The organism is Natrinema hispanicum (assembly GCF_900111485.1).
Lineage (GTDB): Archaea > Halobacteriota > Halobacteria > Halobacteriales > Natrialbaceae > Natrinema > Natrinema hispanicum_A.
Genome location: NZ_FOIC01000006.1, coordinates 1 through 24,240, shown reverse-complemented (window position 1 = coordinate 24,240; position 24,240 = coordinate 1). Strand labels below are relative to the sequence as shown.

22 protein-coding genes are annotated in these 24,240 nt (G+C 62.9%); 10 read left to right on the top strand and 12 right to left on the bottom strand.

What is annotated here, in order from left to right:
- Window positions 1-98 precede the first annotated feature (98 nt).
- From BSG09_RS07665 to BSG09_RS07655, 3 genes are read right to left on the bottom strand one after another with little or no spacing between them, the layout of a single operon-like run.
- Complete coding sequence (locus tag BSG09_RS07665) at window positions 99-1,004, bottom strand: Zn-ribbon domain-containing protein (protein ID WP_092931805.1); 906 nt, start codon at window positions 1,002-1,004, stop codon at window positions 99-101.
- Window positions 1,004-1,405 (bottom strand): DUF2073 domain-containing protein, encoded by a 402-nt coding sequence (locus BSG09_RS07660; protein ID WP_092931803.1) that lies wholly within the window; start codon window positions 1,403-1,405, stop codon window positions 1,004-1,006. The genes BSG09_RS07665 and BSG09_RS07660 overlap by 1 nt, the downstream gene beginning before the upstream one ends.
- Before the next feature lie 6 nt (window positions 1,406-1,411).
- Complete coding sequence (locus BSG09_RS07655) at window positions 1,412-2,050, bottom strand: Era-like GTP-binding protein (RefSeq protein ID WP_092931801.1); 639 nt, start codon at window positions 2,048-2,050, stop codon at window positions 1,412-1,414.
- Window positions 2,051-3,343: 1,293 nt separating this feature from the next.
- Here BSG09_RS07655 and BSG09_RS07650 point away from each other — a divergent pair.
- Window positions 3,344-5,122 (top strand): Cdc6/Cdc18 family protein, encoded by a 1,779-nt coding sequence (locus BSG09_RS07650; RefSeq protein ID WP_092931799.1) that lies wholly within the window; start codon window positions 3,344-3,346, stop codon window positions 5,120-5,122.
- Window positions 5,123-5,323: 201 nt separating this feature from the next.
- On the opposite strand, the gene BSG09_RS07645 is transcribed toward BSG09_RS07650, so the two are convergent.
- Together BSG09_RS07645 and BSG09_RS07640 are read right to left on the bottom strand one after the other, a co-directional pair.
- Window positions 5,324-6,268, bottom strand: coding sequence for a S24/S26 family peptidase (locus BSG09_RS07645; protein ID WP_092931797.1), 945 nt, complete (start codon window positions 6,266-6,268; stop codon window positions 5,324-5,326).
- 96 nt (window positions 6,269-6,364) lie between these two features.
- Window positions 6,365-7,246: a S24/S26 family peptidase gene (locus tag BSG09_RS07640; protein ID WP_092931795.1), complete on the bottom strand. Its 882-nt coding sequence runs from the start codon at window positions 7,244-7,246 to the stop codon at window positions 6,365-6,367.
- A 132-nt stretch (window positions 7,247-7,378) separates the two neighbouring features.
- On the opposite strand from BSG09_RS07640, the gene BSG09_RS07635 reads away from it, so the two are divergent.
- Window positions 7,379-8,938 carry a DNA-directed DNA polymerase II small subunit gene (locus BSG09_RS07635; protein ID WP_092931793.1) on the top strand — a complete coding sequence of 520 codons (1,560 nt, stop codon included), beginning with the start codon at window positions 7,379-7,381 and terminating at the stop codon, window positions 8,936-8,938.
- 69 nt (window positions 8,939-9,007) lie between these two features.
- The gene (locus BSG09_RS07630) at window positions 9,008-9,928 is read left to right on the top strand and encodes an amidohydrolase family protein (RefSeq protein ID WP_092931791.1); all 921 of its coding nucleotides are present in this window, start codon (window positions 9,008-9,010) and stop codon (window positions 9,926-9,928) included.
- A gap of 87 nt (window positions 9,929-10,015) precedes the next feature.
- On the opposite strand, the gene BSG09_RS07625 is transcribed toward BSG09_RS07630, so the two are convergent.
- On the bottom strand, window positions 10,016-10,471 hold the full coding sequence (locus BSG09_RS07625) for a hypothetical protein (RefSeq protein ID WP_092931789.1): 456 nt from the start codon (window positions 10,469-10,471) through the stop codon (window positions 10,016-10,018).
- A 254-nt stretch (window positions 10,472-10,725) separates the two neighbouring features.
- Between BSG09_RS07625 and BSG09_RS07620 the strand changes: the two genes are divergently transcribed.
- Together BSG09_RS07620 and BSG09_RS07615 are read left to right on the top strand one after the other, a co-directional pair.
- Window positions 10,726-11,904 (top strand): aspartate kinase, encoded by a 1,179-nt coding sequence (locus BSG09_RS07620; protein WP_092931787.1) that lies wholly within the window; start codon window positions 10,726-10,728, stop codon window positions 11,902-11,904.
- 141 nt (window positions 11,905-12,045) lie between these two features.
- Window positions 12,046-12,435 (top strand): hypothetical protein, encoded by a 390-nt coding sequence (locus BSG09_RS07615; RefSeq protein WP_092931785.1) that lies wholly within the window; start codon window positions 12,046-12,048, stop codon window positions 12,433-12,435.
- A 48-nt stretch (window positions 12,436-12,483) separates the two neighbouring features.
- On the opposite strand, the gene BSG09_RS07610 is transcribed toward BSG09_RS07615, so the two are convergent.
- The 4 genes from BSG09_RS07610 to BSG09_RS07595 all read right to left on the bottom strand — a co-directional run bounded on the left by BSG09_RS07610 (window position 12,484) and on the right by BSG09_RS07595 (window position 14,739).
- On the bottom strand, window positions 12,484-12,849 hold the full coding sequence (locus BSG09_RS07610; RefSeq protein ID WP_008013509.1) for a hypothetical protein: 366 nt from the start codon (window positions 12,847-12,849) through the stop codon (window positions 12,484-12,486).
- A gap of 71 nt (window positions 12,850-12,920) precedes the next feature.
- On the bottom strand, window positions 12,921-13,337 hold the full coding sequence (locus tag BSG09_RS07605) for a GNAT family N-acetyltransferase (RefSeq protein WP_092931783.1): 417 nt from the start codon (window positions 13,335-13,337) through the stop codon (window positions 12,921-12,923).
- Window positions 13,338-13,341: 4 nt separating this feature from the next.
- Window positions 13,342-13,587: a ubiquitin-like small modifier protein SAMP2 gene (gene samp2, locus BSG09_RS07600; RefSeq protein ID WP_092931781.1), complete on the bottom strand. Its 246-nt coding sequence runs from the start codon at window positions 13,585-13,587 to the stop codon at window positions 13,342-13,344.
- Between the two features lie 66 nt (window positions 13,588-13,653).
- Window positions 13,654-14,739 (bottom strand): bactofilin family protein, encoded by a 1,086-nt coding sequence (locus BSG09_RS07595; RefSeq protein WP_092931779.1) that lies wholly within the window; start codon window positions 14,737-14,739, stop codon window positions 13,654-13,656.
- Window positions 14,740-14,905: 166 nt separating this feature from the next.
- Between BSG09_RS07595 and BSG09_RS07590 the strand changes: the two genes are divergently transcribed.
- Window positions 14,906-15,904 (top strand): replication factor C small subunit, encoded by a 999-nt coding sequence (locus BSG09_RS07590; protein ID WP_092931777.1) that lies wholly within the window; start codon window positions 14,906-14,908, stop codon window positions 15,902-15,904.
- Here BSG09_RS07590 and BSG09_RS07585 read toward each other — a convergent pair.
- Window positions 15,901-17,400, bottom strand: a complete 1,500-nt coding sequence (locus BSG09_RS07585; protein WP_223174696.1) for a PAS domain-containing protein — start codon at window positions 17,398-17,400, stop codon at window positions 15,901-15,903. The genes BSG09_RS07590 and BSG09_RS07585 overlap by 4 nt on opposite strands.
- Before the next feature lie 150 nt (window positions 17,401-17,550).
- On the opposite strand from BSG09_RS07585, the gene alaS reads away from it, so the two are divergent.
- The 4 genes from alaS to BSG09_RS07565 all read left to right on the top strand — a co-directional run bounded on the left by alaS (window position 17,551) and on the right by BSG09_RS07565 (window position 23,359).
- Entirely contained in the window at window positions 17,551-20,328 is a 2,778-nt protein-coding gene (gene alaS / locus BSG09_RS07580) for an alanine--tRNA ligase (protein WP_092931775.1), read from the top strand.
- Between the two features lie 64 nt (window positions 20,329-20,392).
- A complete protein-coding gene (locus BSG09_RS07575) occupies window positions 20,393-21,175 on the top strand; it encodes an alpha/beta fold hydrolase (RefSeq protein ID WP_092931773.1) in 783 nt (260 codons plus the stop codon).
- Window positions 21,176-21,280: 105 nt separating this feature from the next.
- The gene (locus BSG09_RS07570; protein ID WP_092931771.1) at window positions 21,281-22,483 is read left to right on the top strand and encodes a class I adenylate-forming enzyme family protein; all 1,203 of its coding nucleotides are present in this window, start codon (window positions 21,281-21,283) and stop codon (window positions 22,481-22,483) included.
- Window positions 22,484-22,618: 135 nt separating this feature from the next.
- The gene (locus BSG09_RS07565) at window positions 22,619-23,359 is read left to right on the top strand and encodes a type 1 glutamine amidotransferase (RefSeq protein WP_092931769.1); all 741 of its coding nucleotides are present in this window, start codon (window positions 22,619-22,621) and stop codon (window positions 23,357-23,359) included.
- A gap of 128 nt (window positions 23,360-23,487) precedes the next feature.
- On the opposite strand, the gene BSG09_RS07560 is transcribed toward BSG09_RS07565, so the two are convergent.
- The coding region (locus BSG09_RS07560; protein WP_139246192.1) for a (Fe-S)-binding protein at window positions 23,488-24,240 on the bottom strand (753 nt) is incomplete at its 5' end.

The following is a 24,240-nucleotide window of genomic DNA, read 5'->3' as shown; positions in this document are numbered from 1 at the left end:
AGTATTTCAGTTGGAACTCGATTCCCAACTGCGTAGCGTTTTCCGGAGTGATTTCTCTGTGCTACAGTAGAAACGGTCCGGTGGGTTCTGCGCGTCCATCACTCGTCGCTGTCGCCACCGTCGCGCCAGGAATCGGGGACGTCGATGACGTATCGGCCGTCCTCCTGGAGAGAGATGATGTACTCTTCGCGGTTGTAGAGTTCCATCAAATTGAGCTCATATTGGCCCGGTCGGACGATCTTGATGCTCTCGAATTGTTTGTTGAGCTCTTCCCGCAGGTCGTCGATCGACGGACGATCCCCGCTCGGTTCGCTGACGACGCGACCGTGTTCCGGCGGTCGATCGTCACCTGCTGTGGCATCGGTCGGCTCGTCTGCATCGACGCCGTGTCGAGGGTCGGAGACGGTGGCTCCATCGGTGTGAGTCGGCAAGTCGCCTGCAGAAATGACCTCGCTTCGGGCGTCAGCCTGGGCCGAACTCTCGTTGTCTGCAAGCGTCGTGGTCGGCTCGTCAGATCGCTGGTGTGACCGCTCGCTATCGCCGGATTCGTCGATCGTCTCGGTCTGCGTGTCGGTTCGGTTCTCGGGTCGCCGCGCCGTCTCGGGCCACTCAGCGAACTGCTCGTCGGTTTCACCGTCTGCCTCGGTGGTGTCAGCCCCACCGTTCGAGGGCCACGACCGCTCCGACTCGACAGCAGCGCTCGAGCCGTCGGGCGCAGACTGTACAGCAGGGTCGGGAGATTGTCGGTTCCGCCCATCCATCGGGTCGTCGTCTTTAGTGATCCAATCGCGAACGGTCTCCGTGGCACGGCTCGTGACGCTGCCCGACTCAGTCGATTCTGCGTCGGCCGCTTCCGTGTCGCTGGCCCCATCGGAGGTGTCTGCTGTGGCCGCAGTTGTGGGTGCGAACTGAAACTTGTTCCCGCCACAGTCGGGACAGCCCGATAGCATCTCCTTGGAACCGTCAGCGAACGTTCGACCGCAGTTCGTACACTGATGAGGCATTAATTACGGGAGACGAGCGCGCTGATGAGCGTTTCGTCCTTGTGGAGTGTCTCGATCTGGTTGGCCGGTCCGATCACGGTGAGTTTCGTCTCCACTTTGTCGCTACCCATAATACGGCCGAGCAGCGACGAATCACGGGCCTCGGACTTGGGATAAGTCTCGATCTCGATCCCGTTGAACTCGTCTGGGCTGATTTCAGCCATCGTCACCTCGATGAGGCGACTCTCCTCGTCCGGCGTCAGCCCTTCCTCTAAGATGACGATGTTCCCGTCGTGGACGCCGTCCAAGATCATCCTGATCTTTTCCATCGTGGCCATCCCGTCCATGCGCTCGCCGCTTATCAGATCGATCTGTACGCCGTCGGACGGCTCCGAATCGTCTGCGTTGGTTGCCTTCGGCATTGTTTCTCACCCGAAGTATTCCGCGATCTTGTCGTACACTTCGTCCATGTTGTCGCCTTCCTTCGCAGAGAGAGGCACAGTCGTGTGCTGTGGGAAGGCATCCTCGATCCGCTTGACGCTCGAGTCATCGAGGTCAGTCTTGTTCGCGAAGATGAGAACCGGAAGATCGCGAGACTCGATGATGCCGATCAACATCGTGTTGACCTGCGTGATCGGGTCTTCGGCGCTATCCAGTACGTAAATGACGCCGTCGACGTCTTCGCGTAGCCAGTGCATCGCCTCGGCGACGCCTTCGGTCGCTTCACGGGAGCGACGAATCGCGTCCTCTTCGTCGAGTTCGTCCGTGAACTCCTCGTAGTCGACCTTGGTCGTCACACCGGGCGTGTCGACGATGTCGATCGTTACCGTCTTCCCGTTGCGTTCGATGTCGACGTTTTCTTTGCGGCGTGCGCGACGCGTCTCGTGGGGGATGTGACTCTCCGCACCGATGGCATCACCCGTCCAGTCGCGTGCAATGCGGTTTGCGAGCGTGGTCTTGCCGGCGTTCGGCGGACCATAGATACCGATTCGTTTGGGCTCCTGTTCCGAAAACAGGCGATCCGTCACCCGAGAGATACTATCTTTGAGTTCTGTGAACAGTCCCATCTGTTGGGCCCTCCAGCACCGCGGGGTGCATCTGCGCGTACTACTAAGCGAACTCACTTAAGCCTACGTCAGACATGTTGACACTCCAGACAAGAAGAGTGTCAAAAATCAGAATGAAATCACCAGATACGTCGGGTGAATCTCGTGTGAGTTGTACACATGCAGACTACTTTAGACAGTCTGATCTCACTGACACCTAGTGCGGAAAGCGTACTATCTGCAGGAAGCGTACTAGCCACCCAGCTGGGTTTCGAATACATGTGCATGGATGAGTGTCACAAACATGTGTGATAATACGTCTAGGCATCGTAATTAGCTATCAATAATTAGTATCACGATTGTTGTAAGGGAGTTGTTACTGACGGAGAGGAGCTCCCCCCCCCACCCCTTCGTTTCAACTGGAGACTGTCGAGTGTATGGGGCCGGTGTGTGGCCAGAGAGCTGCCAGTTACCCCTCTTTTTGGCTTGAGATGGGTTCTACAGCGCGAAATCAGACGAATTGATGGAGATTGATAGGGGTAGAACGGATCTAGTAAAGGGGTAGAACGGATCTAGTAATGGATTCTACTAGTTACTAGTACTAGCAGTTCCAAGAATATAGGCTAGTAGATACTAGTAATAAAGAACGCATCTCTAGTAAGACATGCTGTTCTGCTAGTTCTACGGTTACTGTTTCTAGCCAACCAACCTAAAACCTTCCCTTCTAGAAACCTCATCTCACCCCCCCCTCCTTCGGAGCGTTCCACCTGAAACGAAGGGGTGGGGGGGGGAACGCATATAGTAGCTACTAACATATAACTCTGTGAAACGGTAACGACCATCTCAATAAACGTCCGAATCACACATCCCGTGTCTCGGTCGATCCTAACGTACGGAACATCGGTATGGAGAATCTGAACACCAACTGCACTCTCGTTATTCGTCCCCGATCTGCTACGATCTTGTCTCTGTTTATCGTTTCTGACACCCCACTCGCGCGTAACAACAATTCATAATCGAGAAACAGCGCTAACACAGTTCCTCAGTATTGTCAATCCGACATGACGCTCATCTGAATTAGTACTCGGACTATTTCAATTCGAGCCGACTCGAGCGTCACTGATCGTCGTTCCAGCACGAGATGAAGGGAAAGGAAGGCTTTATTACTGTGGTTTTCCTCTGTTTCGTTTGCATCAACTGGACCCGACTCGGGTATCTGGAACTGTGGATCCACCTATGGACCCCATCAGACCATGAGATTCCTGATTCCCGACTCGACACTCCACACGAAATAAGGGGGCCTGTGTACGACGGATGTCAGACGACTCAGAAACCGCAGATTCGGACGAGGTTGAAATCGACGGAACGAGGGGGTTCTCGACGAACTTCGAGAACGCTGATCTCGGTGACGAGGAGTCGAATCAGGGGTTGTTCGACGATCTCCTCAGCGGTGAACCTATCTTCGAGAACAAAGAGGTACTCCGTCCATCCTACACGCCACACGAACTTCCCCATCGAAGCGACCAGATCAATAAGATGGCGACCATTCTGGTGGCTGCCCTTCGCGGCGAAACGCCGTCGAACATCCTCATCTACGGTAAAACCGGCACCGGCAAGACCGCAAGCGCGAAGTTCGTCAGCAAGGAACTCGAGAGCACGTCCCAGAAGTACAGCGTCCCGTGTGACGTCGAGTACATCAACTGTGAGGTCACTGACACCCAGTATCGCGTGCTCGCACAGTTGGCGAACAAGTTCATCGAGAAGAACGAACAACGGATCGACGAGCAACTCGCGACCCTCGAGTCGCTGCTAGACGCCCTCGATGAGTACGATGCGACCGTCGACGCTCGTGATACCCACGGGGAAAACGCGGACGACCGGTCCAACGACCAACCGGCGTCGGACCCGTTCGAGGTCGCACTCGAGGACGCGACGGAGTCAAAGACCAACGTTTCGTCTGGAGACGACATCGAGTCCAAGTCAGGCGGTTCTCCACCTGAAGCAGAGGGGTATTCGGGAGCGTCAGAATCGAAAGCGTCCTTGCCCTCCACTGAATCCGATTCGACACCGGTCGACGGCACCGGGGACGCGACGGCTGCCGATTCGACCGCGCTTCCACCGGACCACCCTCTCGAGTCGACGCCGTTCGAGAGTCGCGAGGCGGTCGAAGCCCGCATCGAGGAACTCGAGGCCGACAGGGAGTCGTTTGAGGAGGTTCCGATGACTGGCTGGCCGACCGACCGTGTCTACAGCGTCTTCTTCGACGCCGTCGACTACGACGAGCGGGTCGTCGTCATCATGTTAGACGAGATCGACAAACTCGTCGAGAAAAGCGGCGACGATACGCTCTATAACCTCTCGCGGATGAACTCCGAACTCGAGAACTCGCGGGTCTCGATCATCGGCATTTCGAACGATCTGAAGTTCACCGACTTCCTCGACCCCCGGGTCAAGTCATCGCTGGGCGAAGAGGAGATCGTGTTCCCACCGTACGACGCGAATCAGTTACGCGACATCCTCGAGCATCGTTCGAACGTCGCGTTCAAGCACGGTGCCCTCTCCGAGGACGTGATCCCGCTGTGTGCAGCGTTTGCCGCACAGGAACACGGTGACGCACGTCGTGCACTCGATCTGCTTCGCACCGCGGGTGAGCTGGCCGAGCGCTCCCAGGCCGAAACGATCGTCGAGGAACACGTCCGGCAGGCCCAGGACAAGATCGAACTCGACCGCGTCGTCGAAGTCGTCCGGACGCTGCCGACCCAGAGCAAACTCGTGCTCTTTGCGATCATCTTGCTCGAGAAAAACGGCGTCCACAGCATCAACACGGGCGAGGTGTTCAACATCTACAAGCGTCTCTGTGAGGAGATCGACGCCGATGTCCTGACCCAGCGCCGGGTGACGGACCTCATCAGCGAACTCGACATGCTCGGCATCGTCAACGCCGTCGTCGTCTCGAAGGGTCGGTACGGTCGGACCAAAGAGATCAGTCTCTCCGTTCCACTCGAAGAGACGGAGGCTGTGTTACTGAGTGATTCCCGGCTGAGCGATATCGACGACGTGCAGCCATTTATTCAGGCTCGGTTCGAGAACTGACGAGTAGCGTGGCCGCCGACATCGCGGTCGCATTCGGTTTTGATGTCAGCCGCTCAGTCACATCGGTCTCGAGGAACGCGTTCCGCCTGGCTCGTGATCGCACCGTTCTCCGTCGCTCTCCGTACCCCTCTATTTCCACTCGAGAATACGGCAGACGACAGATAGCGAATCTGACGACGTGGAGTGAGTCAGCGGTGCAACTCAGGGTCGATACCGACCTGCGGCCAGTGCGATACTGCCGCCGGCGACGCCAGCGATACCGGCGAGTTCGCCGTTCGACTCGAAACCGGACGCGGGACCGGCGGGTGTCATCGGTGCCGGCTCCGGCTGTGTATCTGCCAGCTGGCTCGAGGGTGACGGCGGAACGAGCATGCCCCCAAGAAGGTCGTCGACGGCCAGTCTGACGTGGCCGAGCCACGGGATCCGGTACTGTGCTTTGCCGGTGATCCATTCGGGTTTGACGATGTTGGTGTTGGCACCGCCACCCGTTTGATCATAGCCGAGGTTGTGGTCGCCTTTCGTGACGAAGCCGGCGTACGGTGCGGGACAGTTCGGAACCCCCTGACAGGTTGCGTCGCCGACGATCTCTTCGCTGGCTTTCGTATCGACCCAGTTTTCACCTTCGTCGACCCAGAAGTGGGCGCGATGGATGACCGGTGTCCTCGCCGGATTGCCGTTTGGCCTGAAGACGATGACATCGCCAGGATTGCCAAACTTGGTGTAGTCGGTCTCCTGACCGCGCTCGAGGGTGACGACGCCGGTTCCCTCGATTGCGTTATCGCCGACAAACCGGTCTTCCTCGACGACGAAGATGAGGTCTCCTCTGTACATGTTCGGTTCCATACTACCGCTCTCGACGGCGACCAGTGGCGGCCAGATCCCACTGACGCCGAATAAGAGGAGGGCGACGACGGCGACGATAGCGACGCTGCTCAAGACGTCTCGTGTCACCATGACAGTCTCATCGTTCGTCTTGAGGAACCAGCGGATGACTCCGTCGTCTTCGATCGTCACGTCGTCGGAATCAGACGCGGTCGGTGAGGGTTCCGGTGACGGCGTCTGGGGACTACCGGCGCGTTCATCCGACCGGTCGCGGTCGTCGTCGCCGGAATCGCCAGGAGAAGTCCCGGAGCTAGAGCCGCTCATCGTCACTCGTTTCACCGGGCGCGAAAATCAACCTTCTGTTCGCACGGGCTATTTTTGAGTGACAAGAGCCTCGCGGCGGTTACGGCGCGGAGCATGTCACGGGTCGCGCGTCTCGGCGGCCGTCCCGTACCAGATGAGCGCGAGTACGCTGCCAACGGTGGCGACGATGATCGGGCCAATACCGACGACTGAACGGACCGAATCGGCTGCCAGTCGAATCTCTCCGATCCACGGGACTCGAACCATCGCCTTGCCAGTAACCCACTGGGCGCTGACGACGGTCGTATTCGCACCCGACCACGGTACCTGGTCGTAGGCCGGATTGGCGTCGCCTTTCGTAATAAACCCATCGTGGGGTGCTGGACACGATGCGAGATCGGCACAGCTCGCACCGTTTAAATACGCGGGATTGGCCTTCGTTTCGACCCACCGTTCTCCCTCTTCGACTCGAAACTGGGCGCGATGGATCGTCGGCGTCTTCGTCGGATCGCCGTTCGGCAGGAAGATGATGACGTCACCCGACTTCCCGAACCGTTGGTAGCTGCTGTCGTGGCCGCGCCGGACGGTGACGATGCTCGTTTCCGCGACTGCACCATCGCCGGCGAACCGTCCCTCATCGACGATAAAAACGAGATCCCCTTGCCCGATATTTGGTTCCATACTGCCGCTCTCGACAGCGACAAACGGCGGCCAGACACCGCCGATCCCGACCAGCAGGCAGCCACTGATCGCGACGATCGCGACGATCGTCACGATGTCTCGAATCGCGGTGCCAACTCGAGTGTCCGTCTCGAGTAGCCAGCGACCGATCCCGTCGTCTGCGATCGTCTCCGCATCGCTGCCGCGTGTTCGCGGTCGCGTGCCGACGTCCTGTCCGCGGCCGTCCGACTCCGTCGTCGGGTCTCGGTCCCGTCTCGAGAGCGCATCGAGACGGTCGGACCGATCGGAGTCTGACTTACCGGCGTCGGGACCGTCCATTAGCGTTCGATTTCGACGACCTCGTCATCAACCTTCCGGCACCATCATCATCACCCCGTTTCCGTCACGAGTGTCTGTCACTCCGATCGCTGATCCGCTACCCTTTTTGCGTCGCTCGCGAATGCGGAGTGTGTGCCACTCGAGGCTGCCGCCCGACTCGTGAGCGAACTCACGAGCCGTGGCTACAACGCCGAGCGCGAGGCGGTAACGCGGCTCACGGCAGCCGACGACCCGCGTGCGGCCCTTGAGCGCGTTCTCGAGGACGTCCCAGATGACGTGTTGGTCGTCCGAGCCGAGCACGTTGAGGCGGCGCTTGCGACCGACGCTGGCGGGGCGACTCACTCCGATGGCCCTCCCGGCTCGTCGGCAGATTCGACACCCGCTGTTTCGACTGGAACACACTCGGCGCAGGAACGCGATTGTTCAACTCGATCTCCAGTTGAAACTGTGGGGTCGAGTTCGGCGAACCGTGAAACCGATCCTGCGGTGCGCTCGCTCGAGATCACCGGCGACATGACCGGCGAGAGCACGGGGACCGGCGAGTACAGCGATTTCGTCTCCGTCTTCCGCGATCGACTCGATCGACTCGGCTCGAAACTGCGCGGGCGGGTCAATCACCGCCCGGCGACGGCGATTCAGTCGATGCCCGGCGGTAGCGAGGCTGCGATGGTCGGACTGGTCAACGACATTCGCTCGACCGCCAGCGGCCACTGGTTGATCGAACTCGAGGACGCGACCGGGACCTTCCCGTGGCTGGTGATGAAAGACCGTGAGTACGTCGACCTCGTCGACGAGTTGCTCTGTGACGAGGTGCTGGCGATGGAGGGAACGCTGGCGGACGACTCGGGAATCGCGTTCGTCGACTCGATGTACTTTCCAGACGTGCCCCGCACGTACGAGCCCTCGACGGCCGATCGTCACGTCCAGGCAGCACTGATCAGCGACGTCCACGTCGGCAGCCAGGAGTTCATGGAAGACGCCTGGAACGCGTTTGCCGACTGGCTGCACACCGAGCAGGCCCAACACGTCGAGTACATGCTGCTGGCCGGCGACATGGTCGAAGGTGTCGGCGTCTATCCCGATCAGGACGAGGAACTCGACATCGTCGACATCTACGAGCAGTACGAGGCCTTCAGCGAGCACCTGAAAAAAGTACCGGGTGACATCGAGATCGTCATGATCCCTGGCAACCACGACGCCGTGCGACTCGCGGAACCACAGCCGGGATTCGACGAGGAACTCCGGGAGATCATGTCCGCCCACGACCCACAGATCGTAAGCAACCCCTCGACGGTCACGCTCGAGGGCGTCTCCGTGTTGATGTATCACGGCGTCTCGCTGGACGAAGTCATCGCGGAACTCCCCGAAGAAAAAGCCAGTTACGACGATCCGCACAAGGCGATGTATCACCTCCTCAAGAAGCGCCACGTCGCACCTCAGTTCGGTGGCCATACCCGGCTGGCCCCCGAAGAGAAAGACTACCTCGTGATGGAGGAGGTCCCCGATATCTTCCATACCGGCCACGTCCACAAACTCGGCTTCGGGAAGTACCACAACGTGCTCGCGATCAACTCCGGCTGTTGGCAGGCCCAGACGGACTTCCAGAAGAGCGTCAACATCGATCCCGACGCTGGCTTCGCGCCGATCGTCGATCTCGACACGTTAGACGTGACCGTCCAGAAGTTTAGCTAGCGGTGACCGCTCATTGCCAGCGGTACAGCTATTGATCACGACCGCGTTAGCGACTGACGTCCAATCGATATGTCTCCTGATAACAGTCGCTCCGCGGAGACCACCGAACCCGCGTTTCGGCCCGCGATCGACGCGCACACGCATCTGTTTCCCGAACGACTTACTGCCGCGATTCGACGCTCACTCAGCGATGAGACCGACTGGGAGTTTTCACACCCTGTGACTCGGTCGGCAATCGAAGCCGTCCTTCGCTCTGCGGGCGTCGCTGCCGCCGTCGCGCTTCCCTACGCCCACGAGGCAGGGCTCGCGCGGGAACTCAACGCCTGGCTCTGCGACCAGGCCGACTCGTCGGACCTGCTGATTCCGTTTGCGACGGTCCATCCCGACGACGAAGACGTCGCTGCCGTCGTCCGCGACGCGTTCGAGGCGGGCGCTCGTGGCCTCAAGATCCACTGTCCTGTCCAGGAATGTCGGCCCGCGGATTCGCGACTCGAGCCGGCTCTCGAGGTAGTGGCCGAATACGACCGTCCGATCACCTATCACGGGGGCACCGCACCGATGTTCGAGGACAACCCCTACGTCGGCTTCGACGGCTTCGCCGAGCTGGTCGGTTCCTATCCGGAACTGCGCGTCTGCTGTGCCCACATGGGCACCTACGAGGTCGAGGCGTTTCTCGAGCTCGCGCGCGAGCATGCGTCCGTCTATCTCGATACGACGTTTGCGATGTCTACGTCGGCCGAGGAGACGATGGGGTTTGATCCATCCTCGATCGCCGACGAGACGGTGGTCGAGCTCTCGGAGTCGATCATGTACGGGTCGGACTTTCCGAACATTCCGTATCCCTATCGCAACGAGCGGGCCGGCCTCCTCGCTCGCGATCTGCCACGGGAGACGATGCGAGACGTCTTCTACCGGACGGCGATCGACTATCTCGGCCTCGAGTCCGAGCCAGACCTCGGAGACGGTACGGAGACTGCGGGCGGTGTCTAAGACGGACGCCTGTCAGTCAGTGCCGGCCGGCCGCGACCGTCCTGCGGTTGCCCCGGGACAGCGAGACAGCAGACCGTATGACCCGAGTCAGTTGGTACTGTAGCTCGCCGGCTCGAGCCGAAATCGCACCGTCGGCGCGCCGTCGAATCGCGGGCCGCGGCCGCGTCGTTCGAAGCCGAGTTCGTCGGCGGCGCGTTCGATCGCGGTGGCATCCTGTGCTGCGAGCACTTCGACGGCCATCGACTCGCGCTCGGCAAACCGCACCGGTTCGGCTAGCAACCGCTTGCAGGCGTCGTTTGTCCCGTCGAGTTGGGTGACGTGAACGGTGTCTTCGCGCGCGTCGAAGCTAATGAATCCGAGCAGGTCCTCTGGATCAGAGCCGTCGTACTGTGTGTTCGAGATATTCGCGTTCGGATCGTGACTGCCGTCCTCTGCGACGCGCACCGTGCGGTCGTGGACGAGATTTCGCATCACGTCCGTCGGGGAATCGGCAATCGACGCGAGCGCGTCGGCATCGGCCTCGAGTGCGTCACGTACGTTCATCGACGTATGGTGACGCTGCGCACGACAGTGAATGTTACCCTGCCCGATTGACGACGCCATGCCGGCGTCCGCCACACATTTCGGCAGTGGACGGGCCGTAATCGGGGTGTCAATCAGTGGTTTCGGGACTCGATCGTCGACAATTGGACGGATGATAAAAACGGGGACGATGGGACACAGTTATCTGCCCGCTCTGGTAACGACTCGAGTATGAGTCACAGCATCGCACTGCGAGTCGTCTGTGAGGTGGCAGCATGCGCGTCGTAGCCAAGTTCGGCGGAACGAGTCTCGGTAGCGGGGATCGAATCAACCGCGCCGCGGACTCGGTTGCTGCTGCCGTTGAGGACGGCCACGAGATCGCCGTCGTCGCCAGCGCGATGGGATCGACCACTGACGAACTGCTCGACGAGATCACCTTCGAGACCGACGATGCCGACCGCGCCCAGATCGTCAGTATGGGCGAGCGGACGTCGGTCCGGATGCTCAAGGCCGCGCTGTCGGCCCGCGGAATCGACGCGACCTTCTTAGAGCCCGGCAGCGAGGAGTGGCCGATCATCACCGACGAGTACGGTGAGGTCGACGTCGAGGAAACCCAGCGGCGCGCCCAGGAAGTCGCCGCGGAGATGGACGGGACTGTGCCCGTCATCACCGGCTTCCTCGCGGAAGGGCCCGATGGCTCGATCACGACGCTCGGCCGCGGTGGCTCCGACACCACGGCCGTCATGATGGGCAAGTACATGGACGCCGACGAGGTCGTCATCGTCACTGACGTCGAAGGCGTCATGACCGGCGACCCGAACGTCGTCGAAGGAGCCCGCAACGTCGGCGAGATTTCCGTCGACGAACTCCGGAACCTCTCGTTCCGCGGTGCCGAAGTCGTCGCGCCCTCCGCACTGTCGTACAAAGACGGCGGCCTCGACGTCCGCGTCGTCCACTACCAGCACGGTGACTTGCTGTCGGGTGGGACGAGTATCGAAGGCGAGTTCAAGAACCTCGTCGACCTGCGCGAGCGACCGCTTGCGTGTCTGACCGTTGCCGGCCGTGCGATCCGCAACCAGCCCGGCATCTTCAACCACCTCTCGGACTCACTCGCCGAGAGCGAGATCAACATCGACGCGGTCGCCAGCGGGATGGACACCGTCACATTCTACATCGACGAGGAAGAGGCCGAACGCGCCGAGAACATCCTCCACCGCGAGGTCATCGCGCGTGACGAACTCTCGAGTGTCACCGTCGACTCGCCGGTCGCCGTCGTCCGCGTCACCGGCGGCGAACTCCCCAACCAGCCGGGGATCATCAGCGAGATCGTCAACCCCCTCGCCGAGGCTCGGATCCAGCTCAACGACATCATCACCAGCGCGACCAGCGTCGCGCTCTTTGTCGACTGGGACGACCGCGAGGAGACCCTCGAGCTAACGCAGGACCTGTTCTAACCCGGGCTATCCGGCCCGCGGTTCAGTTCACTGATTGCTGACTGACTGCTCTCTGTGAGAGTCGTAGTAACGAACGTATTCTCCCCGTAATACAGCGGTAGCGCGTTCGTAACGAAGGTGACTGGTGGGAACACTCCAGCCATGAGCACCGACCCGACAGTGACGGAGGTCTTCGCGGAGATCGACCCCGACCCGGACGCGATCCTCGCCGCGTACGACGCTGACGATCCCGATGCGCTTCTCGCGAGCGGTGGCGAGCACGACCCGAGTACCGACGCAGCGATCGACGCCGACGACGTGACGGCGGCGGACGTGTTCGCTGACCTTCAGGCGGCCGCACGCGAGGTAAGGGTGACCGAGAGCGATCGCGAGCGTGCGTCCGGTGCCGGATCCGATCTAAAACTCGTCGGTCCCGCACCGACCGAGACGCGGATTCCGTCGGACGCGTTCGGGATCGATGACGTTGAGATCGACGACGCACTGACAGCGATCTGCTGGGACGGGCTCGGAACCGACGGCGCGGTTCGTTGATCTGACTCCGACAGCGGTGTCGCCGCATCGGAACGCGAACGCGCGGGTCTACAGGCTCGCGAGAACGCCGCGGGCACGGTCTCGCAGCGTTGGTTCCGGTTCGGGCTCCGACTGGCCGAGTTGCCGTTTTGCGACCGAGCGCACCCCCCGTCGTGCAGACTCCGAACGCATCGCAGCCGCCGCCCAGTCGGGGAGCTGTGACTCGAGTTCCTGTCGCTTCTGGGCTTTGAGCTTGCCGAACTGGCGCAGTGCCAGGCCGATACCGAGAAACAGGCCAGCGTCGAGCAACTCACGGCGGAACCGATCTCGGTCGTTCCGAACCGCGATCGCTTTCACCAGCGAGAGCGCACCGATTGCCAAATAGACCTTCGAACGCTTCGACGGATCGCCGCGGAGCAGCTGTTGGAGCGCCATGCGGCGGTAGCTACCACGTTCTCGCCGATAAAGGTCTGCCGGCAGGAGACGGGCCCCTGTCGCGGTCGTGGTTAGACGCGGTCGAGCGTGAGGGTGCCTCGGTAGCGCTGTTCGTCGATCGGCTCGATCGAAAACCCAAGCCGCTCGTAGAACGGACGAACGCCGTCGTCGAATCGCGCCGTGAGCAGCCCTTCGCGCTCGAGGGCGGTCTCGATCAGCGCCCGTCCGATCCCTCGGTCTCGATGGCGACGCCGGACGCCGACTGCGCCGACGTGGGCCCCGGATTCGCGCTCGAGCGGCTCGAGGACGACCGTGCCGAGGATTCGTTCGCCGTCGCCCGCACGTGCCGACATCCCGTTGCGATCACCCGCGATGAAAACGTCACCAGCGTTGATTCGACCCTCAACATCGCCGGGCTCGAGCAACGCGGCATCGAGAATGCGGCGCACCTCGAGAGCATCGCCAGTGGTTGCCGTCCGGACGAACACGGAATTATCCACCCTTGATCAGTCGCAACACCGTCACGTGGTCGCTTTCGACCGGCTGGTCCTCTGGAACCGGGCGACCGTCGACGAGGACGCTCACCTCGTGGGGACTCAACTCGACCGCACGCAGGAGATCGGCGTACGTCGGCGTCGCCGCCGCAGTGTGCTCGTCATGACGATCGGACGCGGCGGCCACCGCCTCGAGTTCGAGTTCGTAGGTGTCTTCGCCTTTGACGTCGACGGTGACGTGCATACGCCGCGTTACGAGGCAACGGTCTTGAGCGCGTCGCTCCGGCAGTGGGCGAGCCATCTCGCCTCGTTAGTCCGTCGTCGGCTCGTCCGAGCCAGTACCGGATCGCCGGTTTCGAGCGCTTCGTCGATGGCCAGACAGCGCCCGTGCGATCGCGCCGAGCCCGAGCAGGAGGACGAGCAGGTTGACCACGCCGCCAACGATAGGCACTAGAGAGAAGCCGGCACCGACCAGCAGGCCGAGGATGAGCGCAAGCCAGCGGTTGCTGATGCCAACCAGTGAGAGGACCCACGCTGCGATGGCAAAGAGCCCATAGATGACGCCGATCCACAGCAGCAAGGCGAAGACCAGCGTGCCGATGATCGACAACGGAATCCCAATAATGGTGATCGCGAGCGCGATCAGCAGGAGCGGCACGCCGATGAACACCCCCAGCCCGACCAGCCCGGTGCGAATCGGTCCCGTCGCGACGCTATCGGCGACGCGACCGGAAAACCGCGGGAACAGCGCGAGCAACACGGCACCGAGCAGGAGGTTGATCACGAACGAGTAGACCGTGAACAGCCACGCTGCGAACGGCTGGACCGTCGGCGCGACGTCGACGCCGAGCGCGGGATCCTCTTCGATGTCGCCCGCGACCGCGTCGGTGTTGCCCTCGAGATCGCCGTCGTAGCGCAGATCGCCCGCGATCGAGGCAGTCTCGCCCAGCCGGATCGTATCGGCACCGATCTCGGCGTCGCTCTCGAGCGTCCCGTCGATGACGACAGTGCCGGCACCGGCCGTGAACGTGCCGTTGACGGTGCCGTTTTCGGCCACCGTCACGCTCCCTGCCGCGACCTCAACGTTGCCGTCGACGGTGCCCGCGATCGTCACGCTCCCCGCGCCGCCCTCGAGATCGCCGTCGACCTGCCCTGTCTCCTCGATTTGGACGTCGCCCCCGGCGGCGCTGACGTCGCCAGTGACGGTACCCCGGACGATGACGGTGCCACCGACCGCCTGCAGACTGTCGACCGTTTCGCCTTCCTCGACGACGACTGTCCCGCCGGCCCGGGCGTCGGTCTGGGCAGTGACAGTCGCCGGGACGGCACCGATGACGACGATGGCGACCAGCAACGCGATGACGAGCCGTGACCCTCGGTTTTCCCCGCGTTTCATGGCGTATCGTTCTACGAGCACAACCAAAAACGTGTTATGCAGATGTCAAGATCCGTGTTGGTTTTGATTCGGCTTCTTCGGCTCCCAGCGGGTGCGCCTACCAGTCGGCCCGCGACTCGAGACCGACCTTCGGGCGATTTATCTTCCGTCCCGCTCTGGTGCCGGTATGAGCGAGGCCGAGGCCGACGCCGAGGCGGCGGGGCCGACCCCCGGGAAGACGGAAGTCTGGATCGAGAAGTACCGGCCGGAGCGACTCGACGAGATCAAAGGCCACGAGAACATCGTGCCACGGCTCAAACGCTACGTTGAGCAGGACGACCTCCCGCATCTCATGTTTGCGGGGCCTGCCGGTACCGGCAAGACGACGGCCGCACAGGCCATCGCCCGCGAGGTCTACGACGACGACTGGCGCGAGAACTTCCTCGAACTCAACGCCTCCGACCAGCGCGGCATCGACGTCGTCCGCGACCGAATCAAGGACTTCGCGCGCTCGAGTTTCGGCGGCTACGACCATCGCATCATCTTTCTCGACGAAGCTGACGCGCTCACCTCCGACGCCCAGTCTGCGCTGCGCCGGACGATGGAGCAGTTCTCGAACAACACCCGCTTTATCCTCTCGTGTAACTACTCGAGTCAGATCATCGACCCCATCCAGTCGCGGTGTGCGGTCTTTCGCTTCACCGAACTCGGCGAGGACGCCATCGAGGCGCAGGTCCGCGAAATCGCCGCCACTGAGGGAATCGACGTGACCGACGACGGCGTTGACGCGCTGGTCTATGCGGCCGACGGCGACATGCGCAAGGCGATCAACGCCCTGCAGGCCGCGGCCGTCATGGGCGAAACCGTCGACGAGGAGACCGTCTTCGCGATCACCGCTACCGCCCGCCCCGAGGAGGTCGAGGCGATGGTCGAGTACGCCATCGACGGCGACTTCACCGCCGCCCGCGCCGCCTTAGAGGACCTGCTGACCGACCGCGGACTCGCCGGCGGCGACGTTATCGACCAACTGCACCGCTCGGCCTGGGCGTTCGATATTCCCGAACAGGCGACGGTGCGGCTGCTCGAGCGACTTGGCGAAGTCGACTATCGAATTACGGAGGGCGCAAACGAGCGCCTGCAACTCGAGGCCATGTTGGCGTCGCTGGCGCTCGAGGACGAGGCCTAACTTCCGTCGAGCGCCCGCTCGCCGTCGGCGACACCGCGACACACGACGGCGATTCGACCGTCTGTTTCGACGATGTCGACGCTCCAGCCGTGCATATCGGCGATGCGCTCGACAGGCTCGAGGTCGTCGTCGGCACCGTCAAGCACAGCCGAGTGGCTGGCGACTCGTTCCGTCGCGTCTGGCTCCGTCTCCAGCGCATCGACGGCCTCGGTGTCCGCCTCCGGATCGTACTGTGTGAGACAGAAGCCGTCGTCGGTCACGCCGACGACGACGGCCGGTACTGTCTCGTCGTCGACGACGAGCCGAAACAGGTGCTCGAACAACTCCCGCAGCCGTGCCTTGTTTGCCTCGAGGATGCGATCGGTCGCGTCCCGCGTGACGAGTCGCGTCTCGCCGGTTTCGATGCTAATCCAGGCTTGTCGTGCGATGTCGTGGACACCGACGGGTTCGGTATTGACGAGCGCGTCTCCCTCGGCGAGCGCGGCCAGTCGCTCGAGTGCTGCTTCGACGCGCTCCTGTGCGTTCGCAACGGTCGTGACGTGGTCGCTCTTCCCGGTGTCGGCGTCGAGCCCGAGGTAGCCGCGGGCGACGTTCAGTGACGGCCAGATGTCGTCCTCGAGCAGGTCGGTGATCGCCTCGAGTCGCGCGTCGGTGGCGGCCCGCGTTCGTCTGCAACGATGGCGTTCGGTTACGTCGTGGTAGACGAGTAGTCCGCTTGGGTTGTCCGCGTTCGCACCAGCGTCGCTTGCGGCCGATTCGAGTGGCTTCAGCGTGATCAGAAAGTCGCGGATGCCGTCGTCGGTATCGTGGCAGCGTTCGAACTGGCGGCGTTCGCCCGCCTGTAGCGCCTCGCGCAGCGTCGTTCGGCGGTGCTCGAGGCCCGACGGGACGAGCCACTCGTCGACTGGCTCGCCGACGACCTCGTCGGGATCAGTGCCGAAGACGTCGGCGACGGCGTCGGTGGCCGCTTGAACGATGGGCTCGCCGTCCTCGCATTCGTACCACAGGACAGGGATCGGGAGTGCCGTGACGGCCGGTCGGAGCCGGTCACGGTCCGGTCGACAGCGATTTTGGTCGCGACAGACCCACTCGATTTCGTCTGCGAGGTGGGCAATGGCGTCGTCGGTATCACGCCGAACGTAGCCGTCGATGCCGCCGGTCGAGCCGGCAGCCGCCGGTGTAAACGAACTGTCGGTAAAGAGGACAAGTGGCGTCGAGCCACAGGCTTCGACCACATCGAGCAGATTCGAGCCTGCTGTTGTCGTCGGCGTCTCGGCGAAGACGACACAGTCGACCGCAGGAGCCCAGTTGCGGATTCGCTCGGTCTCGAGTGTCGTCGCCGATCGAACCGATCGCTCGTGGCCGTCGCGTTCGGCGGTCTCGAGTCGCTCGGCACCATCGCTGGCCGTCGCCTCGGAGCCGGCGACATAGAGGACCGTCCGCGGTCGTGTCGTCGATGACGGCTGGGTCATTCGTTTGAACAGTCGATACTCCATACGTCGGGCCCGTCATCTCTTAAAAATTTACTGGCCGGCTCGACGGTGACGCCCGACGGCTGCTAATACTGTCGGCTGACTGTCCATGATAGCTGTCCCCGACCACGGTTGCGGAACTGTTTTACGCGCTGCACGGGCAATAGACGCGTAATGAGCGAACTAGAGGAGGAGTACCGCCTCGAGTACTTCGAGGAGGAAGGGTTCGAGCGCAAGGAGTGCCCGTCGTGTGGCGCTCACTTCTGGACGCGCGACCACGACAGGGAGACCTGTGGTGAGCCGCCGTGCGAGGAGTACGGCTTCATCGACAACTCGGGGTTCGACGACGAGTACAGCCTCGAGGAGATGCGTGAGACCTTTCTCTCCTATTTCGAGGATCACGACCACGAACGCATCGATCCCTACCCGGTTGCGGCGAACCGCTGGCGCGACGACGTCCTGTTGACCCAGGCGTCGATCTACGACTTCCAGCCGCTGGTCACGAGCGGCGAGACGCCGCCGCCGGCGAACCCGCTGACGGTCTCCCAGCCCTGCATCCGGATGCAGGACATCGACAACGTCGGCAAGACGGGCCGCCACACGATGGCCTTCGAGATGATGGCCCACCACGCGTTCAACACGCGCGAGGACGTCGACGAAGACGAGTACGCCTACTACGGTGAGGTCTACTGGAAGGACCGGACCGTCGAACTCTGTGACGGCTTTTTCGACTCGCTGGGCGTCGATCTCGAGGAAGTCATCTACATCGAGGACCCGTGGGTCGGCGGCGGCAACGCCGGGCCCGCCATCGAGGTCATCTATCGGGGCGTCGAACTCGCCACGCTCGTTTTCATGTCGATGGAGCAGGATCCCGACGGCGAGTACGAGATGAAAGACGGCAACCGCTACAGCCCGATGGACACCTACATCGTCGACACCGGCTACGGGTTAGAGCGGTGGACCTGGGTCTCTCAGGGGACGCCGACGGTCTACGAGGCGGTCTACCCCGATATGATCGCCTTCCTCAAGGAGAACGCGGGCCTCGAACATACCGACGAGGAGGAAGACCTGATCTATCGCGCAGCAAAGCTCGCGGGCCACATGGACATCGACGAGGCCGAGGACATGGAAACCGCCCGAAGCGAGATCGCAGCCGAACTCGACGTCGACACCGCGGAACTCGAGGACCTGATGGAGCCCCTCGAGGACATCTACGCCATCGCGGACCACTGCCGGACGCTGGCCTATATGCTCGGCGACGGCATCGTCCCCTCGAACGTCGGGACAGGCTATCTCACGCGGATGGTGCTGCGACGCACCAAACGGCTCTGTGACACCGCCGGCGTCGACGCGCCCCTGGACGAACTCGTCGATATGCAGGCCGAACGTCTCGAGTACGAAAACCGCGATACGATCCGTGACATCGTCCGCACCGAGGTCGAGAAGTATCGCGAGACGCTCGAGCGCGGTGGTCGCCGGGTCGAGACGATGGCCGAGGAGTACGCCGAGACGGGTGAGCCGATCCCGACCGAGGAGCTGATCGAACTCTACGACTCACACGGGCTCCAGCCGGATATGGTCGAAGAGATCGCCGCAGAAGCGGGTGCCGAGGTCGACGTGCCCGACGACTTCTACAGTCTCGTCGCGAAGCGCCACGACACCCCCGAAGCGGTCGCCGAGGCCGACGAGGACGAGGACGAGCGATTCGAGGATCTCCCCGAGACGGAGAAACTCTACTACGACGACCAGCAGCGTACGCAGTTCGAGGCGGTCGTCCTCGACGTCTTCGAGCGCGAGGAGGGTTACGATGTCGTCCTCGACCAGACGATGTTCTACCCCGAAGGCGGTGGCCAGCCTGCTGACACGGGGACGCTCTCGACCGACGACACGACCGTCGAGGTCGAAGACGTCCAGATCGAAGACGGCGTCATCCTCCACCGAACCGACGAGAACCCCGGCAAGGGTGAACTGGTCAACGGCCAGATCGACGGCGGCCGTCGCCGGCAACTGATGCGCCATCACACGGCAACCCACATCGTCATCCACGCCGCTCGGCAAGTTCTCGGCGAGCACATCCGGCAGGCCGGTGCCCAGAAGGGCGTCGAGAGTTCCCGAATCGACGTTCGCCACTACGACCGCATCAGCCGCGACGATATCAAGCGGATCGAGAACCGCGCCAACGAAATCGTCATGGACAACACGTCGGTCACCCAGGAGTGGCCCGACCGCCACGACGCCGAAGCCGAACACGGCTTCGACCTCTATCAGGGTGGCATCCCGCCGGGCGAGCAGATCCGGCTGATCCACGTCGACGAGGACACCCAGGCCTGCGGTGGCACCCACGTCGCCCGCACCGGCGACATCGGCGCGATCAAGGTCCTCTCGACCGAACGCGTCCAGGACGGCGTCGAACGGATCACCTTCGCCGCTGGCGAAGCCGCTATCGAGGCGACTCAGGAGAAAGAAGACGCCCTCTACGAGGCCGCGGAAATCCTCGACGTCTCGCCCGAGGCGGTCCCAGACACCGCCGAACGGTTCTTCGAGGAGTGGAAGGACCGCGGCAAGCAGATCGAGGACCTGAAAGAACAGCTCGCCGAGGCCCGCGCCGGCGGCGGTGGCAGCGGCGAAGAAGTCGATGTCGGCGACGCGACGGCCGTCATCGACCGGATCGACGCCGACATGGACGAACTGCGCGCGACCGCCAACGCCCTCGCCGAAGACGGCAAGATCGCCGTCCTCGGCAGCGGTGAAAGCGGTGCCCAGTTTGTCGTCGCCGTGCCCGACGACGTTGGCGTCAACGCCGGCGAAGTCGTCGGCGAACTGGCCTCGAAGGTCGGCGGCGGTGGCGGCGGCCCGGCGGACTTCGCACAGGGGGGCGGCCCCAACGTCGACGATCTTGACGGGGCGCTCGAGGACGCACCCGACGTACTTCGGCAGGTTCAGGACGCCTGACGTTCGCTGCTCGCTCGCATCGAAATCGACCCCTTCTTTCAGCGTCCGTCCCCTCGAGTCACCTATGCCGACTGCATCGAACGGATCGGTCTCGCTGTACTACGACCGCGCAGGCGAGGGTGCGCCTGTCGTCTTTGTCTCCGAGGCGGGCCTCGGCGGCTGGCTGTGGGGCTGGCAACACGCTGCCGTCGCCGGCCCCTACGAGGCCGTCGTCTGGGACCTTCGAGGAACTGGCCGGTCGGACGCCCCACCCGGCCCCTATAGCCTCGAGACGCTCGTCGCCGACCTCGAGGCAGTGCTCGCCGACTGCGAGATCCGTAACGCCCACCTCGTGGGCTGCGGGCTCGGCGGTGCGATCGCACTCGAAGCGGCTCGGACCTCGAGTCGCGTCGCGACGCTGACGTTGTTTGGCACGGCCGCGCAGGGATCGGACTTCGATCTCGAGGCGCTGTTCGCACCGCCGGACGATCCCGACGCGCTTCGCGAGTCGCTCGAGGCGGGACTCTCCGATGACTTCCTGGCGGCCCAGCCCGACGTGTGCGACGGCATCGTCGACTGGCGAGCCGACGGCGACGCGGATCGTGCGGGCTGGGAGGCACAGGTCGCAGCGCTCGCGGACTTTGACGCAAGCGACTGGCTGGTCGAGGTGACGCAGCCGACACGGGTGTTCCACGGCAGGGCTGACGAACTGGTATCGCCGTCGGCCGGCGAGGCCCTCGCACGGGGGCTTCCCCGTGGCGAGTTCCGCGAACTCGAGGGCGCGGGCCATCTCTGCTTTATCGAGCGCTCGCGGACGGTCAACGATCTGTTGCTGGGCTTTCTCGAGGACCAGACGGACGACGAGTAATCGGACTCGAAACCAGCGAGCGCGCGTTGGCAGGATCGATACCGAACTGACCGGCAAGCCGGTCTCATGCTTGCGATTGATCCCCTATCTACTACGTACTCGAGCGTGGGAGTAACTATCGTGACTCTCTCGCTGGCGCGGCGGGCCGACCACTTCCCGGATCGGACGGCGGTCATCGACATCTCGGAGCAGCGGCTGTCCGCCCCCGCGGAGACGATCAACGAGGACCGGGTCTCCTACCGGGAACTGTCGACGCTTGCGGAGCGGATAGCCGAGCGCCTCGCCGCGCGTGGGATCGCCGCTGGCGACACAGTCTGTCTCGTTACCAGAAACCGAGTCGTCGCGCTCGCGCTGTGGTTCGCCTGTCGCCGGCTCGGCGCGACGTTCGCGCCGATCTCGCATCTGCTGACCCCCGCCTCGGTCGACCGCCCGTTCGACGTCCTCGCACCCGATCTCGTCGTCGCCGAAGCGGCCCAGCGCGACCTAGTGCGGTCGATCCCCTTCGATCGGGTCGTGACGCTCGAGGCGCTGGCTGAAACCAGCGGTGAGCCGATCGATCACGACGGGCGGCCGACCGACGCAACGCCGGCGCTGGCGCTCCACGGCGAGTCCGGCCGTCCGGTCGCCGGCTATTCGGCCACCGCCATCGAGCGCAACTGTATCACGGGCGTCGTCGCGTGGGGGCTCGCCGCCAACGACGTCGTGCCGCTTCCGATGCCGCTGTCGACCGCCGACGGTCTCGTCCGCGTCGCGTTGTCGGTGCTCTACGTCGGCGGTACGCTCTTGCTCGACCGCGCGTTCGATCCCGGCGACGCCACGACTGCGATGGCCGCGGCGGACGCGACGCTCCTGATCGGCCGCGAACGGGCGATTCGCGACATCGCAGCCGCATCCGGATTCGACAATGCGGCCGACTCGCTCGAGCGGGTCGTCTGCGAGGGACCGATCGGCGACGAGGCGGTCGCGGCCTACCGAGACCGCAACGTTCCGGTTGTACCGGTTTACGGCCGCCTCGAGTGTCCAACCGCCATGAGCGGGCGATTCGACCCGGATCGATGCGATTCCGACGGGACCGGCGTTGGCAGCCCGGTGCCCGGCTGTCGGGCCCGTCTGGTCGATGAGGCGGGCGCGGTCCTCGAAGGCGTTGCCGACGGACAGGTGCAGCTGTCGGGGCCGATGCTCGCCGACGGCTATGTGGGCAGTCCCGACACAGACGCGGCCGACGATCGCGGCCGATTCGTGGACGGCTGGTTCCATACTGGCGACCGATTCCACCGTGATGAAGCCGGAGCCTACCACTTGCGGTGAGCCACCGTGTTGACTGGGACCGAGGTCTGTCACTCGGCTCGATTGTTGGGACCGACTTCAACTGGCTGTCACCGCTTACGGCAACGTCGGCACCGTACGCAAGGCCTATTTTCACCGAGTTGCCACTAGACCGTAATGCGTCACCTGCGAATCGCCGTCCTCAACGCGGCCCATCAGGACAAGAACACGACGCGGAACTTCCGGCGCGAACTCGACGCCTCGCTGTCGGAGTTCGACGCCACCGACGGGACGGTCCCCGACGGCTTCGACTACGATGGGGCCGTCGTCACCGGCTCCCGGTCGTCGGTCTACTGGGACGAGGAGTGGATACAGTCCGTCAAGGCGTGGGTCGACGAGGCGATCGACCGCGACATTCCATTCCTCGGAATCTGCTGGGGCCACCAACTGCTGGCTGACGTCCTCGGGGGCACCGTCGACGACATGGGCGTCTACGAGGTTGGTTACAGCGAGATCGAACACACGGGCGAGTCACGCCTCTTCGAGGGGATCGACGAGACCTTCACTGCCTTTACCAGCCACTCCGACGCGGTCACTGAGCTCCCGCCGGGTGCCGAATCCCTCGCCGAAAACGAGTACTCGAACCACGGCTTCTGTAAAGACCGGGTCTTCGGCGTCCAGTTCCACCCCGAGTACGACACCAAGACCGCCCGCGAACTCGTCTACCGGAAGGACCTCGCCGACGATCGGCTCGAGTCGATCCTCGCCGAGATCACCGAAGCGAACTATCAGCGATCCTGTGAGGCGAAACTGGTCTTCGAGAACTTCCTCGAGTTCGTCCGCGAGGTGACGGTGGGAGATAGGGCCGCCGAGGCTGCGAGCCACGACGCGACGGCGGAAGCCGGCGGCTCCGACTGACCTTTCTATTCGGGCTCGCTCGAGACGAGTGACGCCGTCTGGTCGTGAATCTCTCTGTCGAAGCGAGCTACTCGAGTTGTGTTCTGAAAACGTAGCCGTGAGCGATGACCTCGAAAACCGAATCGTAGTTAGTCCGCAGCGATATCGACCTTCGCTTCGTCCGCTTTCCCAATCGCTTCGACGATGAGTTCAGCGATGTCGACGATCTCGATCTCGTCCTCGTAGCCGCCGGTCTTGCGCCCGTCCTCGTACATGGTCATGCACATCGGACAGGCGACGACGAACTTCTCGACGCCACTGCCGGCGTCGGTGTCCTCGAGCGCTTCACGAATCCGTTCTTCACTGGGTTTGGGCTCTTCTTCGAAGTCCATCCAGAGGCCGCCACCGCCGCCACCGCAGCAGAAGGAGTTGGCGCGGTTGCGGGGCATCTCGTCGAGCGTACAGCCAGTCGCTGTGATGAGTTCGCGGGGGGCTTCGTACTCGTCGTTGTACCGGCCGAGGTGACACGGATCGTGGTAAGTGACCGTGTAGTCGAGTTCCGTCCCCGACAGCTCGAGGTGGCCTTCAGAGACGAGTTCTTCGACGGCCTGGGTCCAGTGAAGAACGTCAATTTCGCCGTCGGCGTTCCATTGCTCGTCGTACTCGAAGGGCATCATCGGATCGTCGGCGAACTCTTCGAAGTCGACCTCGGGATACTCGTTTTTGAAGGTGTTGTAGGAGTGCGGATCCGTACAGACGATTGTGTCGAACTCGCAGTCTTCCCAGGTTTCGACGTGGTGGCCGGCAAGTTCGATGTAGAGGAACTCCTCGCCGACGCGGCGGATGTCGTTACCGTCGAATTTCTCGTCGTCGAAGAGGATGCCGAAGCTGACGTCGGCTTC